This is a genomic window from Enterobacter sp. BNK-34 (genome assembly GCF_048684445.1).
GTDB classification, from domain to species: Bacteria; Pseudomonadota; Gammaproteobacteria; order Enterobacterales; family Enterobacteriaceae; genus Enterobacter; species Enterobacter pseudoroggenkampii.
In genome coordinates, this window is record NZ_JBLQUA010000001.1 from 1,112,471 (window position 1) to 1,129,945 (window position 17,475).

Here is a 17,475-nt window from a genome sequence, read left to right on the forward strand (position 1 = left end):
GAGTATCAGCGTAATGATGGCAAATTTGAACTCTTCGAAAAACCGTACGCTCAACGCGCTGACGACTCAAAAAGATCATTATCAGTCCAGTTTTAATACCTCATCTGGGCTACTGGTGCAGGCTGAGCGGGAACTGCATCAGATTGAGAAGAACGTTAACGATTACCGTGGTTATCAGGAAAAAGGTCTGGTCACCAAAGACCAGATGAGCAGTCAAAACGCACTACTCTATCAACAGCAGAGCAATGTTTCTGACCTGGTCGCCAGAAAATCACAGGACCAGGTTCAGATCGATGCGCTCAATCAGCAAATCCAGTCCCAGAGCGCTGATTATGACCAACAGATTTACCAGCTTGAGCAAAAAATATACGAACTGCAAAAAGAAAAGTTAAATACAGAAGCGGAAGGTAATTATGTCATCGTGGCAACAGCCGATGGCTTAATCGACTCCATCAATACGGCGCAAGGTAAGATGATCGGCGCAGGCGATGTACTGGCGCGAGTTCAGCAGAATATCCATTCTCCATGCTATCTCGAAACCTGGGTTCCGGATGAAGTTCTTCCTTATCTGGCGATTGGCCAGCGCGTTAATGTTAGTTACGACGCCTTTCCTTATGAAAAATTTGGTCAGTTCAGGGCATCAATATCAGCAATATCCAGGCTTCCGGCATCGAAGCCAGAACTCCTGTCAAAGCAGACCATCGCACATGAATTCTATGACGATAAAAAGTCCTGGTACAAAATCATGATCAAACCTGACCTACAGTCTGTGCAAGTTCATGGAAAACAACTCTCACTGAGCCAGGGAGCCAAAGCGCAGATTTCTCTTTTCCTTGAAAAGAGACATATCTATGAGTGGTTATTATCGCCCTTTTACGAAATGAAAATGAGCGTAACGGACGCGGGTAATGAATAATCTTTATACACTTGAGACGCTGCTGCGCAAGTTGGATCTGAAAATATTTAAACGCATCCCAGTTGTCTTTCAAACCGAAGCGTCCGAATGTGGCCTGGCCTGTCTTTCAATGATATGCAGTTTTTATGGCAAGCAGGTGGATCTACTGCAACTCCGGCAACAATTCAATTTGTCATCACGTGGGGTCAACCTCAATGCGATAAAAGCAATTGCCAGTGAACTGGAGATGTCGTCACGCGCATTGTCCGTGGACCTTCAGGAATTACATGACGTGCGTAAGCCCTGCATATTGCATTGGGATTTTAACCATTTTGTCGTACTGATTAAGGTCGATAAGAACAGCGCGGTGATCCACGACCCTGCGTTTGGACGACGGGTGATTAGCATGCCCGAATTGTCCCAACATTTTACTGGTGTTGTGCTTGAGGTATGGCCGGGAACCACTTTCTCAGTTCAAAAGAAGCAAAACAGGTTAAAAGCGACCACGTTATTAAAGAATATCAATGGACTGATAACTTCACTGACGAAGGTATTTTTCTTATCGCTGGTGATTGAGTTGATCAGCCTGCTAATGCCAGTGGGGACACAATTAGTCACGGATAATGTGATTGCATCCGGAGATTACGGTTTACTTAATATCATCTGTCTTGGGTTGTTTATTCTGATTCTGTTACGTTTGACGGTCAGTGTCATACGCTCCTGGACCACGCTGATACTGGGAACACTCATCGACGTCCAGTGGAGTTTTAGCCTCTTTTCTCACCTTATTAAGCTACCGACCACCTATTTTGAAAGACGCAAACTGGGGGACATTCAGTCTCGCTTCCACTCGCTTGATGTTATACGGGCCACTTTTACCACAGGTTTGACTGGTAGCATTATTGATACGCTAATGCTCATGGGTTTGCTGGTAATGATGTTTTTATACAACCTGCAGCTCAGCATGATAGTGGTCTCTTTTACCGCAATATACACCTTCATTCGGTTTGCTACCTATCGATACTATCGCCAGCTATCCGAAGAAGAGTTAATCAAGGAAGCACGCCTTAATTCTTATTTTATGGAAACCCTGTACGGTATCGCGACGATTAAGATTCAGGGGATGACTGACCTGAGAATCAATAACTGGTTTAATCTTTTTTCAGATAAGGTCAATACAGGCATTCGTTTGACGCGAATGGATCTTTTCTTTGGTGGCGTCGTCTCTTTTATCGCCGCCTGCGACCAAATTGTTATCCTGTGGGTTAGCGGCAGGCTGATGATGGATAGTCATTTAACCATCGGTATGTTTATCGCATTTAACACCTTCAGGAGTCAGTTCTATGACCGAATAAATGCCCTGATCAACTTTATCATTCAGCTGAAGATCATCAACTTACACAATGAACGCGTTGCCGATATTGCGCTGCAGGAAGCATCTTCTTCAACGGCCACCAGCCCGCTGCGTTTACCACACGGAGCCTTAACGCTCGAAACTCAGGATCTGACTTACCGTTATGATAACCATGCGGACCCTATCTTCAGCAAACTGAATCTGACCATTCATGCCGGAGAGAGTATTGCTATTACGGGCGTATCGGGTTCAGGTAAAAGCACCTTGATGAAAGTGTTGTGCGGTTTATTCGAACCGTCGAACGGCTGCGTCCGAATTAATGGCATTGATATTAAGCAACTTGGTTTCGAGCATTATGCTGAACGCATTGCCTGTATCATGCAGGAAGATAAGCTGTTTTCAGGCTCAATCAAAGAGAATATCGCCGGTTTTCGGCCTGACATTGACGAGCAGTGGATGGTGCAATGCGCTATCGCAAGCCATATTCATAATGACATTTTAAAGCTACCAATGGGTTACGAGACACTGATTGGTGAACTTGGGGAAGGGTTGTCCGGCGGTCAAAAACAGCGGATTTATATTGCCCGGGCATTATACCGTAAACCGGGTATTTTATTCATGGACGAGGCGACCAGCCACCTTGATAAAACCAGTGAAAGTCAGGTCAATCAGTCTATACAGGAGATGAACATCACCAGGATTATTATCGCGCATCGCGAAACCACGATTTCATCGGCAGATCGGGTGTTCGTGATAAATGGAGCAGAGTTACCCTAATCCGTGAATTTCGCAGGAAAGAGATAGCTTCGGGACATAACGCCCCAGGTAATGAAGAATTCTGGCGATCATCGAATAAAAAAGCCGCAGAGAGATCAGCGGCTTTTTAGTTGCCGGGTGGCGCTCACGCTTACCCGGCCTACGGATTGACCGTATTAGTCTTCTTTCGCACCGCGCATAGCACGTTTACGATCGTTCTCGGTCAGGTGACGTTTACGGATACGAATTGACTGTGGAGTCACTTCTACCAGTTCGTCATCATCGATGAATTCCAGAGCCTGCTCCAGAGTCATCTTGATCGGTGGAACCAGAACCGTTGCTTCGTCAGTACCGGACGCACGCATGTTGGTCAGTTTCTTACCGGTCAGGCAGTTTACGGTCAGGTCGTTAGAACGACTGTGAATACCGATGATCTGGCCTTCATAAACTTCAGCACCGTGACCCAGGAACAGCTTACCGCGATCCTGCAGACCGAACAGCGCAAACGCAACCGCTTTACCCTGACCGTTGGAGATCAGCACGCCGTTGTTACGCTGGCCCACTTCGCCCGGACGAACGTCGTCGTAGTGGCTGAAGGTGGAGTACAGCAGACCGGTACCGGAGGTCATGGTCATGAACTCTGAACGGAAGCCGATCAGGCCACGGCTTGGGATCACGTAGTCGAGACGTACGCGGCCTTTGCCATCTGGATTCATGTTTTTCAGGTCGCCTTTACGCTCACCCAGAGCCTGCATCACAGAACCCTGGTGCTGCTCTTCAACGTCCAGCGTCACGTTTTCGAATGGCTCTTGTTTACGGCCATCGATCTCGCGGAAGATTACTTTCGGACGGGAAACCGCCATTTCGAAACCTTCACGACGCATGTTTTCGATCAGAACAGACAGGTGCAGCTCACCACGACCCGAAACGCGGAATGCATCAGCGTCTTCGGTTTCTTCAACGCGCAGCGCAACGTTGTGCACCAGCTCTTTGTTCAGGCGGTCAAGGATCTGACGAGAGGTAACGAACTTACCTTCTTTACCACAGAACGGAGAGGTGTTGACGTTGAAGAACATGGATACGGTTGGTTCATCAACGGACAGGGCTGGCAGCGCTTCGACGTTCTGCGGATCGCAGATGGTGTCGGAGATGTTCAGTTCACCCAGACCGGTGATAGCGATAATGTCGCCCGCTTCAGCGATGTCGCTCTCGATACGCTCAAGACCCAGGTGAGTCAGCACTTTACCAACTTTACCGTTACGGGTTTTGCCTTCGCTATCGATGATAGTAACCTGCTGGTTAGGCTTCACTTTACCGCGCTTGATACGACCAATGCCGATTACGCCAACGTAGTTGTTGTAGTCGAGCTGAGAGATCTGCATCTGCAGGGTACCGTCGAGATCGACGTTTGGCGCAGGAACACGGTCAACAATCGCCTGATACAGCGGGGTCATGTCTTCAGCCATGTCTTCGTGGTCCAGACCTGCAATACCGTTCAGCGCAGAGGCGTAAACGATAGGGAAGTCCAGCTGCTCGTCGGTAGCGTCGAGGTTAACGAACAGGTCGAAGACCTGGTCAACAACCCAGTCAGGACGCGCGCCAGGGCGGTCAACTTTGTTGATAACAACGATTGGCTTCAGACCATGGGCAAAAGCTTTTTTGGTCACGAAGCGCGTCTGTGGCATTGGGCCATCCATTGCGTCAACGACCAGCAGAACGGAGTCTACCATGGACATTACACGTTCAACTTCACCACCGAAGTCGGCGTGCCCTGGGGTATCAACGATGTTGATACGGTAGTCATTCCATTTAATCGCGGTGTTTTTCGCGAGGATGGTAATCCCACGCTCTTTCTCCAAATCGTTGGAGTCCATCACGCGTTCTTGGGTTTCGGCACGCGCATCAAACGTACCGGATTGCTGCAGCAGCTTGTCAACCAGGGTAGTTTTACCATGGTCTACGTGCGCGATGATGGCGATGTTACGCAAATTTTCGATCACAACTTTGCCTCAGGCATTTAGAAATAGCGCGTTATTGTACACGGATTAATCGCACTACAAAACAGGATCACAAACATCCCCCGCAAACAAGTCATGCAGGGATGCTTTGTGATCGCTTTCACGGAGCGGTAAAAGGGCACTTTAACGTAAATTGCACCAATATGGTGCTAAATGTTCACATTGAAGCACTATACTGGTGCAACAAATCCATCGTGGTGCAGCCCTTTTGCACTATGGTGCGCATGATAACGCCTTTTTGGGGTGTTTTAAAAGTTGGCACAGATTTCGCTTTATAAAAAATACATGGCACCAGCCAGTACAAACAGAAATTGAAGACCTCGTTACCACGACGACAATGACCAATCTGGAGAGTTAAGTATGTCCGCTGAACACGTTTTGACGATGCTGAACGAACATGAAGTGAAGTTTGTTGATCTGCGCTTCACCGATACCAAAGGTAAAGAACAGCACGTCACAATCCCTGCTCATCAGGTGAACGCCGAATTCTTCGAAGAAGGCAAAATGTTTGACGGCTCCTCCATTGGTGGCTGGAAAGGCATTAACGAATCCGACATGGTTCTGATGCCGGACGCGACCACTGCGCTCATTGACCCGTTCTTCGAAGAACCAACCCTGATCATCCGTTGTGACATCCTCGAGCCAGGCACGCTGCAGGGCTACGACCGTGACCCACGTTCTATCGCAAAACGTGCTGAAGAGTACCTGCGTTCTACCGGCATCGCAGACACCGTTCTGTTCGGACCAGAGCCAGAGTTCTTCCTGTTTGACGACATCCGTTTCGGCGCTTCAATTTCTGGTTCCCACGTGGCTATCGATGACATCGAAGGCGCATGGAACTCTTCCACCAAATACGAAGGTGGTAACAAAGGTCACCGTCCTGGCGTGAAAGGCGGTTACTTCCCGGTTCCTCCGGTCGATTCTTCACAGGACATCCGTTCTACCATGTGTATGATCATGGAAGAGATGGGCCTGGTTGTTGAAGCGCACCACCACGAAGTGGCGACTGCTGGCCAGAACGAAATCGCTACCCGCTTTAACACCATGACCAAGAAAGCGGATGAGATTCAGATTTACAAATACGTTGTGCACAACGTTGCGCACCGTTTCGGTAAAACCGCGACCTTCATGCCAAAACCAATGTTTGGCGATAACGGTTCCGGTATGCACTGCCACATGTCTCTGTCCAAGAACGGTACCAACCTGTTCTCTGGCGACAAATATGCCGGTCTGTCCGAGCAGGCGCTGCACTACATCGGTGGTGTTATCAAACACGCTAAAGCGATCAACGCCCTGGCGAACCCAACCACTAACTCCTACAAGCGTCTGGTCCCGGGCTACGAAGCGCCAGTGATGCTGGCCTACTCTGCACGTAACCGTTCTGCTTCTATCCGTATTCCTGTGGTGGCGTCTCCTAAAGCACGTCGTATCGAAGTGCGCTTCCCGGATCCAGCGGCTAACCCATACCTGTGCTTCGCAGCACTGCTGATGGCCGGTCTGGACGGTATTAAGAACAAGATCCACCCGGGCGAAGCGATGGACAAAAACCTGTACGACCTGCCGCCAGAAGAAGCGAAAGAGATCCCACAGGTTGCTGGCTCTCTGGAAGAAGCCCTGCAGGCGCTGGACGCAGACCGCGAGTTCCTGACTGCGGGTGGTGTGTTCACTGATGAAGCGATTGACGCTTACATCGCCCTGCGTATCGAAGAGAACGACCGTGTGCGTATGACGCCACACCCGGTTGAGTTCGAACTGTACTACAGCGTTTAATAAAGTTGTTTTACCCGGCGTGACAAGCGCCGGGGGTAGTTGCCGTGGAAACTTTTAGCCCATCTCCGGATGGGCTTTTTTCTCCACCAACAACCTGATCTCACGCGCTATTTACGCCGAAAACGCTATACTGCACTAAAACAGTGCAACAACTCCAGGAGACTGCTGAATGGCAACTGGCACGCTGCCCGATGCTGGGCAGATCCTCAATTCTTTGATTAACAGCATTTTGCTGGTCGATGACGAGCTGGCCGTTCATTACGCCAACCCGGCGGCGCAGCAGCTGCTCGCCCAAAGCGCACGTAAACTGTTCGGCACCCCGCTTCCTGAACTCCTGAGCTATTTTTCGCTGAATATTGGCCTGATGCAGGAAAGTTTGCAGGCTGGCCAGGGGTTTACCGATAACGAAGTGACGCTGGTGATCGACGGGCGCTCGCACATTCTGTCGCTGACCGCGCAGCGTCTTCCCGATGGGATGATCCTGCTGGAAATGGCGCCGATGGATAATCAGCGTCGACTGAGCCAGGAGCAGCTTCAGCATGCGCAGCAAATTGCCGCCCGTGACCTGGTACGCGGTCTGGCGCATGAAATCAAAAACCCGTTGGGTGGATTACGCGGCGCGGCGCAGCTTCTGACCAAGGCACTCCCCGATCCCGCGCTGGCGGAGTACACCAACGTCATCATTGAGCAGGCGGACCGTCTGCGAAATCTGGTAGACCGTCTTCTTGGTCCGCAGCAGCCGGGAATGCACGTCACTGAAAGCATCCATAAAGTGGCTGAACGGGTGGTGAAGCTCGTCTCAATGGAGCTGCCGGAGAACGTCACGCTGGTACGTGATTACGACCCAAGCCTGCCGGAACTGGCCCATGATCCGGACCAGATTGAGCAGGTCCTGTTGAATATTGTGCGTAATGCCCTGCAGGCGCTGGGGCCTGAAGGGGGGGAGATTATTTTACGCACCCGCACCGCCTTCCAGCTCACGTTACATGGCGTGCGCTACCGGCTGGCGGCCCGAATCGACGTTGAGGATAACGGGCCCGGCATTCCATCGCATCTGCAGGATACCCTGTTCTACCCGATGGTAAGCGGTCGCGAAGGCGGAACCGGCCTGGGCTTATCCATTGCCCGCAGTTTGATCGATCAACACTCCGGGAAAATTGAATTTACCAGTTGGCCGGGACATACCGAGTTTTCGGTTTTCCTGCCGATTAAAAAATAAAGGTGACGTTTATGCAACGAGGGATAGTCTGGGTAGTCGATGACGATAGCTCCATCCGTTGGGTGCTTGAACGCGCGCTCACAGGGGCAGGATTAAGCTGCACGACGTTTGAGAGCGGCAGCGAAGTGCTCGATGCACTCACCACCAAAACGCCGGATGTTCTGCTTTCGGATATTCGTATGCCGGGCATGGACGGGCTGGCGCTGTTAAAGCAGATAAAACAACGCCACCCTATGCTTCCGGTCATCATAATGACCGCGCACTCCGATCTGGATGCCGCAGTGAGCGCCTATCAGCAAGGGGCGTTCGATTACCTGCCCAAACCGTTTGATATTGACGAAGCGGTGGCGCTGGTTGAGCGCGCGATTAGCCATTATCAGGAGCAGCAACAGCCGCGCCACGCACCCGATTTTGGGCCAACGACAGACATCATCGGCGAAGCGCCGGCGATGCAGGACGTGTTTCGCATTATCGGTCGTCTGTCCCGCTCGTCCATCAGCGTCTTGATTAACGGCGAATCGGGAACCGGTAAAGAGCTTGTGGCGCATGCATTGCATCGCCACAGCCCGCGGGCAAAAGCGCCGTTTATCGCTTTGAATATGGCGGCGATCCCGAAGGATTTGATTGAGTCCGAACTGTTCGGCCATGAAAAAGGGGCATTTACCGGCGCTAATACCATTCGTCAGGGGCGTTTCGAACAGGCTGACGGTGGCACGCTGTTCCTGGACGAAATTGGCGATATGCCGCTGGATGTCCAGACCCGCCTGCTGCGCGTGCTGGCCGACGGACAGTTTTACCGCGTGGGCGGCTATGCGCCGGTGAAGGTAGACGTGCGCATTATTGCCGCGACCCACCAGAACCTGGAGCAACGCGTGCAGGAAGGAAAATTCCGCGAGGATTTATTCCATCGCCTGAACGTCATTCGCGTTCATCTGCCGCCGCTGCGTGAGCGTCGGGAAGATATTCCCCGCCTGGCGCGTCATTTTCTGCAGGTGGCCGCCCGCGAGCTGGGTGTGGAAGCCAAGCAGCTTCACCCGGAAACCGATGCCGCTCTGACGCGCCTGGCGTGGCCGGGCAACGTGCGTCAGCTGGAAAACACCTGCCGCTGGTTAACCGTGATGGCCGCCGGGCAGGAAGTGCTGATTCAGGATTTACCCGCTGAGCTGTTTGAAGCGACCGCGCCTGAAAGCACTACCGGGCACGCGCTGCCGGACAGCTGGGCGACGCTGCTGGCACAGTGGGCCGACCGCGCGTTGCGTTCCGGTCATCAAAACCTGCTGTCTGAAGCTCAGCCAGAGATGGAGCGTACGCTGTTAACTACCGCGCTTCGTCATACGCAGGGTCACAAGCAGGAAGCCGCTCGCCTGTTGGGATGGGGACGTAATACCCTGACGCGCAAGCTTAAAGAGTTGGGAATGGAGTGATCTTCCCCGAAGTGTAAAGGTTATTAATTGAGCGCAAATCGCCGTTATTTTGCGCTTTACTGTTCCGATGAGTTTTGTATGATCGTGCCCGGAAATTGGGGGTGAACATCATGCTGGAAACAATCGTGAATATGCTCTCTAGCGGAGCCGCTGAAAGCCACACGCCACAAACCGCCGTTGCGGCTATGTTGTGTGCGGCGCTGGTTGGGCTGTTTAGCTAGCGGGGTTGAACGTAAAAGCCGGGTGGCGGCTTCGCCTTACCCGGCCTACGTTTGCGCTTTTGCGGCTTAAATCACCCGCGAGAACTGCTGCAGTCGCGCTTTCTGACGCAGATACGCGTCGAAGCACATGCAGATATTACGGATCAACAGACGCCCTTTCGGCGTGACCTCAATCGCGCTCTCCGACACATCCACCAGCCCGTCTTTCGCCAGCGGCGCCAGAAGCTTCAGGTCTTCTGCGAAATAATCGCTGAAGTTCAGCTCCCACTGCGCTTCCACGTCGCTGAAATCGAGACGGAAGTTGCAGATAAGCGCCTTAATCACATCGCGACGGACACAGTCATCGCGCGTTAATGCAATGCCGCGCCACAGCGCGTTGCCCGTCTCATCAACCTGCTGGTAATACAGCTTCAGTTCTTTCTGGTTTTGCGCGTAGCAGTCGCCAATCATGCTGATGGCGGAGACGCCCATTCCCAGCAAATCGGTATCGCCCTGGGTCGTGTAGCCCTGGAAGTTGCGGTGCAGGACCCCTTCGCGCTGAGCTACCGCCAGTTCGTCATCCGGACGGGCAAAGTGATCCATCCCGATAAACTGATAGCCGGTTTCGGTCAGCGAGGTGATCGTTTCCTGCAGGATATCCAGCTTCTGCTGGGCAGAAGGCAGATCGGCATCTTTGATTTTGCGCTGGGCAGCAAACAGCGTCGGCAGATGCGCGTAGTTAAAGACGCTCAGGCGGTCCGGGTTGAGTTCGGCCACGCGCTTCAGGGTGAAGGCGAAGCTTTCCGGCGTTTGCTTTGGCAGGCCGTAAATCAGGTCAATATTGGTCGAGGTGAAGCCAATCTCACGCGCGTGATTGAGTAAGGCAAAGATAAATTCTTCGTCCTGCTCGCGATTCACCAGACGCTGAACCTCTTTATTGAAATCCTGCACGCCCATGCTCAGACGATTGAAGCCTTCGGCGCGTAAGTGATCCAGTACATCCAGCTCAATTTCACGCGGATCGACTTCGATCGAGATTTCAGCGTCGGCGTTAAAACTGAAATTGCCGCGCAGCAGGGTCATCAGGCGGCTTATTTGCGCTTTATTCAGATAGGTTGGCGTACCGCCGCCCCAGTGAAGCTGGCTGACGTGACGGCCAGCAAACAGCGGCGCGCGATGCACAATTTCTTGTTCGAGCGCATCAAGGTACTGGTCGGCTTTATGCTGCTGACGGGTCACGATTTTATTGCAGCCGCAGAAGTAACACAGCTTATGGCAGAACGGAATATGGACGTAGAGAGACAGCGGACGCTCAGGATAGCGCGCGACAGCCTGCTGGAAATCACGCTCTCCGAAGGCATCGGAGAACTCCAGCGCGGTGGGGTATGACGTATAACGCGGCCCGGAATAGTTATATTTCTGGATTAGGGCCAAATCCCAGTCGATAGTTGGTGCTGACATGCTCACTCCTTCCGTTGGTGTCGCGTTCGTATACGGCGGCCCGTTCTGGCCCCATCGCGGGCCATCACTCGGGTGCGCAGCCACTTCTGTCGCCGCGACAACCGCCGTAGTTTAACGAATAACCACACCAGATAACATATAACCGGAAGGGTTATAAGCAGGACTATCGTGCCTGCCGGGTGCAAATGTTAGTTTCCACCCTTCAGAAGACGCATCATATCTTCCTGCTTTTCGTCTTCTTCTTCGTCGTCTTCGTCATCGTAAGACAGGCCCAGCTTCTGCATCAGCTCGTCGATGCGATCCAGTTTGGCATCCACCCATGACTGCTCTTCGGCGGTCAGGGTTTCACCCTCTTCAAGACGTTCCAGCAGCGCGTCCAGGCGCTCATCGTTCTCCAGCAAATCCAGCTCAGCCTGCGGTGAAAGCATAGGTTTCTCGCTCTTTGGTTTGTGCTGCTTAGTGACCGGGGTGTCTGTCACGCCCAGTGGAATGGGAGTTTTACTGCCGATACGAGGATCTTTCTGCTGTTTGCCTTTTGCAGAAGCGCCCGCTGCACCACCACCGTTGGCACGGCTACCCGCAGCATGACCGCGATGTTTTTTGTCGCGTTTGCGATCGCGCGCTTCCTGGTTCAGTTCTTCGCGCGTTTTGCGGCGTGCTTTTGCAGGGCGTTTCGCGCCCGCAGCGGAGGTTGGTTTTTTCATGATGTTTTATCTTTAAGTCGTTTTCTTCAGTATAGAATTGCGGCGAAATCTAGCAGAAAGCAAGCAAAGAAAAAAGGCGACAGAGCAATCTGTCGCCTTTTTTCCTGACTCACAACCCTTAGCGGGTCAGACATTCCGTGTTTGCCAACAACAAACCCTGTTTATCCCTTGGCTAATACCGTCCGTGATACGGTTCCCTTTCCTGTTTAAACGCCTCCAGGCGCTGGTCATCCTGACAATCCTGCGTCTTCGCCTCCTGGCGCTCCTGACCCTAATCCTTAAGTCGATATCCTGTTGGCTTCCTCGCCCTGACGCACACTTTACCTTGTTCCGTTAAACTAACAAGCAACGAAACGGTACAAAAAGGGATTTTCAGACAATTACCCGAAAATAAGCTTATGATTTAAAACAGTTTGGCTTTTTTGACGCCTGCGAATTCTCTGAAATCTCCCATAGCATCTCTGGCCGATCTCTCACACCGGTTGGGGCATTCGCCTACAAGTCCTGGCAATCAGAAAAGCCTTTTGCCTGCATTCAGGTATAATCCCCCTCAGATTACGATTTTGGAGACGACCACGTGACTACCTGGAACTACCAACAGACGCATTTTGTCACCAGTGCGCCCGATATTCGCCACCTCCCTTCTGATACCGGTATTGAAGTGGCCTTTGCTGGCCGCTCCAATGCGGGGAAGTCCAGCGCCCTGAATACGCTGACCAATCAGAAGAGCCTGGCGCGTACCTCAAAAACACCTGGCCGTACCCAGCTCATCAACCTGTTTGAAGTCGCAGAGGGCAAACGCCTGGTCGACTTACCGGGCTACGGTTACGCGCAGGTACCGGAAGAGATGAAAATCAAGTGGCAGCGTGCGCTGGGGGAATACCTGGAAAAACGCCTGTGCCTGAAAGGTCTGGTGGTGCTGATGGATATTCGCCATCCCCTGAAAGATCTGGATCAGCAGATGATCGACTGGGCTGTGGCAAGCGATATCGCCGTGCTGGTGCTGCTGACGAAAGCCGATAAGCTGGCAAGCGGCGCGCGCAAAGCGCAGGTGAATATGGTTCGCGAAGCGGTGCTGGCGTTCAACGGTGACGTGCAGGTTGAGCCGTTCTCCTCGCTGAAAAAGCAGGGTGTGGACAAGCTGCGTCAGAAGCTCGACACCTGGTTTAGCGAGCTGGAACCCGCGACGGAAGCGGAAGAAGAGTAATACCGAGCGCGGCCATGGCCGCGTTTTTTTTGCCTGAATTTTTCTTTGCCGCAATAAAAAACGCCCCAGTCATTACTGACTGGGGCGGCTAAAATATTCAGCCAAATCCGATTACGTGAAGTAAAAGGTCTGAAAGATAGAACATCTTACCTCTGTACCCTACGCCGATAACTCTACCCCTTTTTGTGCTGCAGAAAAAGCACTTTTTGTAGTTTTTTTTCATTCTTTACATAGGGAATTCTAATGATCGTCACAAAACGCGCGTTGTTATGTTGCAAACTTACATAAAAGGCGCGTTATGCGAAGAACCGTTAGTGAGCCTGATCCCAGTTTTCACCACTTCCCACTTCCACCAGCAACGGCACGTCAAGCGTCATGCTGCTTTCCATCAGTTCGTGGATCTTCTTCGACACGGCGTCGAGGTCGTCTTTGTGCACTTCAAATACCAGTTCATCGTGTACCTGCATGATCATTTTCACGCGAGGCTTCTCTTTTTCCAGCCAGGCATCAACGGCGATCATTGCACGCTTAATAATGTCCGCCGCGGTACCCTGCATCGGGGCGTTGATCGCCGCACGCTCTGCGCCAGCGCGACGTGCCGCGTTGCTGGATTTGATGTCAGGTAAATAGAGACGGCGACCATCAAGGGTTTCGACATAACCTTTCTCCTTCGCCTGCGCGCGGGTGCGTTCCATATATTCCAGCACCCCCGGATAACGCTCGAAGTAGAGATCCATATACTTCTGCGACTCTTTACGCGGAATGTTGAGCTGGCGCGAAAGCCCGAATGCACTCATGCCGTAAATCAGACCGAAGTTGATCGCCTTAGCGCTGCGGCGCTGTTCGTTGGTCACGCTGTCCAGCGGCAAACCGAAGACTTCTGCCGCGGTTGCCCGGTGGATATCCTTCCCTTCGGCAAATGCGCTCAACAGGCCTTTGTCACGGGACAGGTGCGCCATAATGCGCAGTTCGATTTGCGAGTAGTCCGCCGAGACAATCAGATAATCCTCTGGAGCGATGAAAGCCTGGCGAATACGACGGCCTTCTTCGTTACGTACCGGGATGTTCTGCAGGTTGGGATCGGTAGACGAGAGTCGACCGGTCGCCGCGACAGCCTGATGGTATGAGGTATGCACGCGGCCCGTTTTCGGGTTGATCATCAGCGGGAGCTTATCAGTGTAGGTAGACTTCAGCTTCGCGAGACCACGGTACTCCAGAATCACTTTCGGCAGCGGATAATCCAGCGCCAGCTCTTCCAGCACCTCTTCAGAGGTTGACGGCGCGCCGCCAGGGGTTTTCTTCAGCGGCTTGATGCCCTGCTTTTCAAACAGGATGGTTTGCAGCTGCTTCGGTGAAGAGAGGTTAAACGGCTCGCCTGCAAGCTCATGCGCTTTTTGCTCCAGCTCGGTCAAACGCTGTGCCAGCTCCCCGGAGTGGTTATGCAGCACCGTTGGGTCGATTTTCACGCCGTTACGTTCAATGCGTGACAGCACGGGGACCAGCGGCATCTCGATATGCTGGAATACGTTCAGCGGACCTTCGTGCTTCTGCAGTTTTGGCCACATCTTCAGGTGCAGCTGCAGCGTGACGTCAGCGTCTTCCGCCGCATAGCGTCCTGCCTCTTCGAGAGCAATCTGGTTAAAGGTGAGCTGATTTTTCCCTTTGCCGGCAATCTCTTCGAAGGTGATCGTTTTGTGCTTGAGCCAGCGGTCAGATAAGGAATCCATATCATGGCGGCCCGCGACGCTGTCCAGAATGTAGGATTCGAGCATGGTGTCGAAGGCGATCCCGCGCAGTTTAATGCCGTAGTTTTGCAGAATGCCGCAGTCGTACTTGAGGTTTTGCCCAACCTTAAGCGCCTTTTCGTCTTCCAGGATCGGCTTCAGCAGCTCAAGCACGCGTTCACGGGAGAGCTGCTCCGGCGCATCCAGGTAATCGTGCGCAACGGGAACATAGGCCGCATGACCAGGCTCTGTCGCAAATGACAGGCCTACCATATTGGCAGAAATGTTATCGAGACTGTCCGTTTCGGTGTCAAAGGCGAAGACCGGCGCTTTTTTCAGTTTTTCGATCCAGGCGACCAGCTGTGACTCTTCAAGAAGGGTTTCGTAGTTGTCGAAGGTAAGCACCACGGCTTCTTCTTCCGCCTGCTCTTCTGCGTCAACGACAATCGTCTCCTTCGGCTTTGCAGCAGGTTTCGCCCCTTTTGCCTGCAGCCATTTACCGGCTTCCACGTCAGTGATCCAGCGCTTAAATTCGTATTTCTTAAACAGGCTCAGCAGATCGTCAGCGGAAGGCTGTTGCACTTCCAGCTGCTCACAGCCCAGCTCCAGTTCGACATCGGTTTTGATGGTTGCCAGCTTATAAGAGAGATAAGCCACCTCTTTGTTCTCTTCCAGTTTTCCGGCCATGGTTTTTGCGCCACGGAAGGAGAGCCCGGCGATTTTGTCTGATTCCGCATAGAGCGTATCCAGCCCGCCCAGCCCCTGAAGCAGCGCCTGCGCGGTTTTCTCACCAACGCCGGGAACACCAGGGATGTTATCCGAGGAGTCGCCCATCAACGCGAGGAAGTCGATAATCAGCTCAGGCGGCACGCCATACTTAGTGACCACTTCTTCTGGCCCCAAAATGGTGTTGGTCATGGTGTTAATCAGGGTGATACCTGGCGTTACCAGCTGCGCCATATCTTTATCACCGGTGCTGATCAGCACAGGACGCCCCATTTTTTCTGCTTCACGCGCCAGCGTGCCGATGACGTCATCGGCTTCAACGCCGGAGACGGCCAGCAGCGGCAGCCCCATCGCTTTTACCATGGCGTGCAGCGGCTCAATCTGCGCACGCAGATCGTCAGGCATTGGCGGACGGTGGGATTTGTAATGCTCAAACAGCTCATCGCGGAAGGTTTTACCTTTCGCATCAAAGACGACGGCCGCATGGGTTGGCTGATACTGAAGGATCAGGCTGCGCAGCATGTTCAGCACGCCATACATTGCGCCGGTGGGTTCCCCTGCGCTATTGGTCAGAGGAGGAAACGCATGGTATGCCCGATACAGGTAAGAAGAGCCATCGACGAGAATAAGAGGGTTTTCTGGGATCTGAACCATAATGTCCGTGCCTTTAATCAATTTATGGGTAAAGGATGCCACAGAAGGATGAAAACATCAGTTATTAGCGCCAGATACAGGAAAAGATTTTGCGATCGTGAGGATCGCTCGCAAAAATCAAACTGTGGATAAGTTTGTGTATATTTTCACTTCATATGAATAACAGACGCAAAAAACACATATGAGGTAATATTTAGATCTTAATTATCATGCTGTTATGTTGTCAGATCTTATCTATATGGCCAACTGATGGCAATTTAGTCTATGTGGATATAAGCCTTGATTCGCGCAGAACCCCAGAGAAATCTGCTGCGCCAGGGTAAAAGCCGCCAAATCATCATGTGAAAGCGCCATTCATTTGTCTGTTTTCTGGTAAAATCAGCGCCCAGCGTCGACTAGTCGGTCGCTCACTTACAGCTAACTATTTGAAAAAGCTCATCATGTCGAGATTGCTCGCTGCAATAACATTACTGCTAAGCATCATTTTAACTATTCTGGTGACGATCGCCTGTTCCGTGCCGATCATTCTCGCCGGGATCATTAAACTGCTGCTGCCTGTACCCGTGGTGTGGCGAGCCGTGTCCGCATTTTGTAACTTCATGATGTATTGCTGGTGCGAAGGGCTGGCGATCCTGTTGTGCCTTAACCCGCATCTGAAGTGGGATGTCAAAGGGCTGGAGAGTCTCAACAAAAAGAACTGGTACCTGCTGATCTGCAATCACCACAGCTGGGCGGACATCGTGGTGTTATGCGTGCTTTTTCGCAAACACATCCCGATGAACAAATACTTCCTGAAACAGCAGCTCGCCTGGGTGCCTTTTATCGGGCTGGCCTGCTGGGCGCTCGATATGCCGTTTATGAAACGCTATTCGCGCAGCTATTTGATTCGTCATCCGGAACGTCGCGGTAAGGATGTGGAGACCACGCGCCGTTCCTGTGAAAAGTTTCGTGCACATCCTACGACCATCGTGAACTTTGTTGAAGGTTCCCGGTTTACGGAAGAGAAGCGCCAGCAAACTCGCTCTCCTTATCAGCATCTGTTGCCGCCAAAAGCGGCAGGGATTGCGATGGCGCTTAACGTGCTGGGAGCACAGTTCGATAAACTTCTTAACGTCACGCTCTGCTATCCGGAAAACGACAGGACGCCGTTCTTCGATATGCTCAGCGGCAAACTGACGCGCATTGTCGTGCACGTCGATCTGGTCCCGATAGACGCTGAACTGCACGGTGATTACGTAAACGATAAGAACTTCAAACGTCGTTTCCAGCAGTGGCTTAATACGCTCTGGAAAGAGAAAGACGAACAGATAGACAAGATAAAATCTTCATACAAAAACGCCGGTCAGTGACCGGCGTTTTTACA

12 protein-coding genes are annotated in these 17,475 nt (G+C 52.2%); 8 read left to right on the plus strand and 4 right to left on the minus strand.

Annotated features, from left to right (window positions below; translation table 11 throughout):
* Positions 1-13: 13 nt before the first annotated feature.
* The gene (locus tag ACMGG5_RS05615) at positions 14-916 is read left to right on the plus strand and encodes an HlyD family efflux transporter periplasmic adaptor subunit (protein ID WP_420277596.1); all 903 of its coding nucleotides are present in this window, start codon (positions 14-16) and stop codon (positions 914-916) included.
* On the plus strand, positions 909-3,026 hold the full coding sequence (locus ACMGG5_RS05620; protein ID WP_090420824.1) for a peptidase domain-containing ABC transporter: 2,118 nt from the start codon (positions 909-911) through the stop codon (positions 3,024-3,026). The genes ACMGG5_RS05615 and ACMGG5_RS05620 overlap by 8 nt, the downstream gene beginning before the upstream one ends.
* A 155-nt stretch (positions 3,027-3,181) precedes the next feature.
* On the opposite strand, the gene typA is transcribed toward ACMGG5_RS05620, so the two are convergent.
* Entirely contained in the window at positions 3,182-5,005 is a 1,824-nt protein-coding gene (gene typA / locus ACMGG5_RS05625; protein ID WP_023331638.1) for a ribosome-dependent GTPase TypA, read from the minus strand.
* A 378-nt stretch (positions 5,006-5,383) separates the two neighbouring features.
* Between typA and glnA the strand changes: the two genes are divergently transcribed.
* From glnA to ACMGG5_RS05645, 4 genes are all read left to right on the plus strand, one after another.
* Complete coding sequence (glnA, locus tag ACMGG5_RS05630) at positions 5,384-6,793, plus strand: glutamate--ammonia ligase (protein ID WP_024909217.1); 1,410 nt, start codon at positions 5,384-5,386, stop codon at positions 6,791-6,793.
* Between the two features lie 169 nt (positions 6,794-6,962).
* Positions 6,963-8,012 (plus strand): nitrogen regulation protein NR(II), encoded by a 1,050-nt coding sequence (glnL, locus tag ACMGG5_RS05635; RefSeq protein ID WP_023333897.1) that lies wholly within the window; start codon positions 6,963-6,965, stop codon positions 8,010-8,012.
* Between the two features lie 11 nt (positions 8,013-8,023).
* Positions 8,024-9,436 (plus strand): nitrogen regulation protein NR(I), encoded by a 1,413-nt coding sequence (gene glnG / locus ACMGG5_RS05640; protein WP_024909218.1) that lies wholly within the window; start codon positions 8,024-8,026, stop codon positions 9,434-9,436.
* 110 nt (positions 9,437-9,546) lie between these two features.
* Complete coding sequence (locus ACMGG5_RS05645) at positions 9,547-9,657, plus strand: YshB family small membrane protein (RefSeq protein ID WP_023333898.1); 111 nt, start codon at positions 9,547-9,549, stop codon at positions 9,655-9,657.
* Between the two features lie 66 nt (positions 9,658-9,723).
* Here the strand turns inward: ACMGG5_RS05645 and hemN are convergent, their stop codons facing one another.
* Complete coding sequence (gene hemN, locus ACMGG5_RS05650; protein ID WP_048989735.1) at positions 9,724-11,097, minus strand: oxygen-independent coproporphyrinogen III oxidase; 1,374 nt, start codon at positions 11,095-11,097, stop codon at positions 9,724-9,726.
* Positions 11,098-11,285: 188 nt separating this feature from the next.
* Positions 11,286-11,801: a Der GTPase-activating protein YihI gene (yihI, locus tag ACMGG5_RS05655; RefSeq protein ID WP_014885763.1), complete on the minus strand. Its 516-nt coding sequence runs from the start codon at positions 11,799-11,801 to the stop codon at positions 11,286-11,288.
* Between the two features lie 577 nt (positions 11,802-12,378).
* On the opposite strand from yihI, the gene yihA reads away from it, so the two are divergent.
* A complete protein-coding gene (gene yihA / locus ACMGG5_RS05660; RefSeq protein WP_023309768.1) occupies positions 12,379-13,008 on the plus strand; it encodes a ribosome biogenesis GTP-binding protein YihA/YsxC in 630 nt (209 codons plus the stop codon).
* A gap of 311 nt (positions 13,009-13,319) precedes the next feature.
* On the opposite strand, the gene polA is transcribed toward yihA, so the two are convergent.
* A complete protein-coding gene (gene polA / locus ACMGG5_RS05665) occupies positions 13,320-16,112 on the minus strand; it encodes a DNA polymerase I (RefSeq protein WP_420277597.1) in 2,793 nt (930 codons plus the stop codon).
* Between the two features lie 440 nt (positions 16,113-16,552).
* Between polA and ACMGG5_RS05670 the strand changes: the two genes are divergently transcribed.
* Complete coding sequence (locus ACMGG5_RS05670; protein ID WP_024909221.1) at positions 16,553-17,461, plus strand: acyltransferase; 909 nt, start codon at positions 16,553-16,555, stop codon at positions 17,459-17,461.
* Positions 17,462-17,475 lie beyond the last annotated feature (14 nt).

What these genes read in the sequence shown, in the direction of transcription:
- ACMGG5_RS05615 (WP_420277596.1), top strand. Translation starts at nt 14, where the DNA reads ATGATGGCAAATTTGAACTCTTCGAAAAACCGTACGCTCAACGCGCTG.
- ACMGG5_RS05620 (WP_090420824.1), top strand. Translation starts at nt 909, where the DNA reads ATGAATAATCTTTATACACTTGAGACGCTGCTGCGCAAGTTGGATCTG.
- glnA (WP_024909217.1), top strand. Translation starts at nt 5,384, where the DNA reads ATGTCCGCTGAACACGTTTTGACGATGCTGAACGAACATGAAGTGAAG.
- glnL (WP_023333897.1), top strand. Translation starts at nt 6,963, where the DNA reads ATGGCAACTGGCACGCTGCCCGATGCTGGGCAGATCCTCAATTCTTTG.
- glnG (WP_024909218.1), top strand. Translation starts at nt 8,024, where the DNA reads ATGCAACGAGGGATAGTCTGGGTAGTCGATGACGATAGCTCCATCCGT.
- ACMGG5_RS05645 (WP_023333898.1), top strand. Translation starts at nt 9,547, where the DNA reads ATGCTGGAAACAATCGTGAATATGCTCTCTAGCGGAGCCGCTGAAAGC.
- hemN (WP_048989735.1), bottom strand. Translation starts at nt 11,097, where the DNA reads ATGTCAGCACCAACTATCGACTGGGATTTGGCCCTAATCCAGAAATAT.
- yihI (WP_014885763.1), bottom strand. Translation starts at nt 11,801, where the DNA reads ATGAAAAAACCAACCTCCGCTGCGGGCGCGAAACGCCCTGCAAAAGCA.
- polA (WP_420277597.1), bottom strand. Translation starts at nt 16,112, where the DNA reads ATGGTTCAGATCCCAGAAAACCCTCTTATTCTCGTCGATGGCTCTTCT.
- ACMGG5_RS05670 (WP_024909221.1), top strand. Translation starts at nt 16,553, where the DNA reads ATGTCGAGATTGCTCGCTGCAATAACATTACTGCTAAGCATCATTTTA.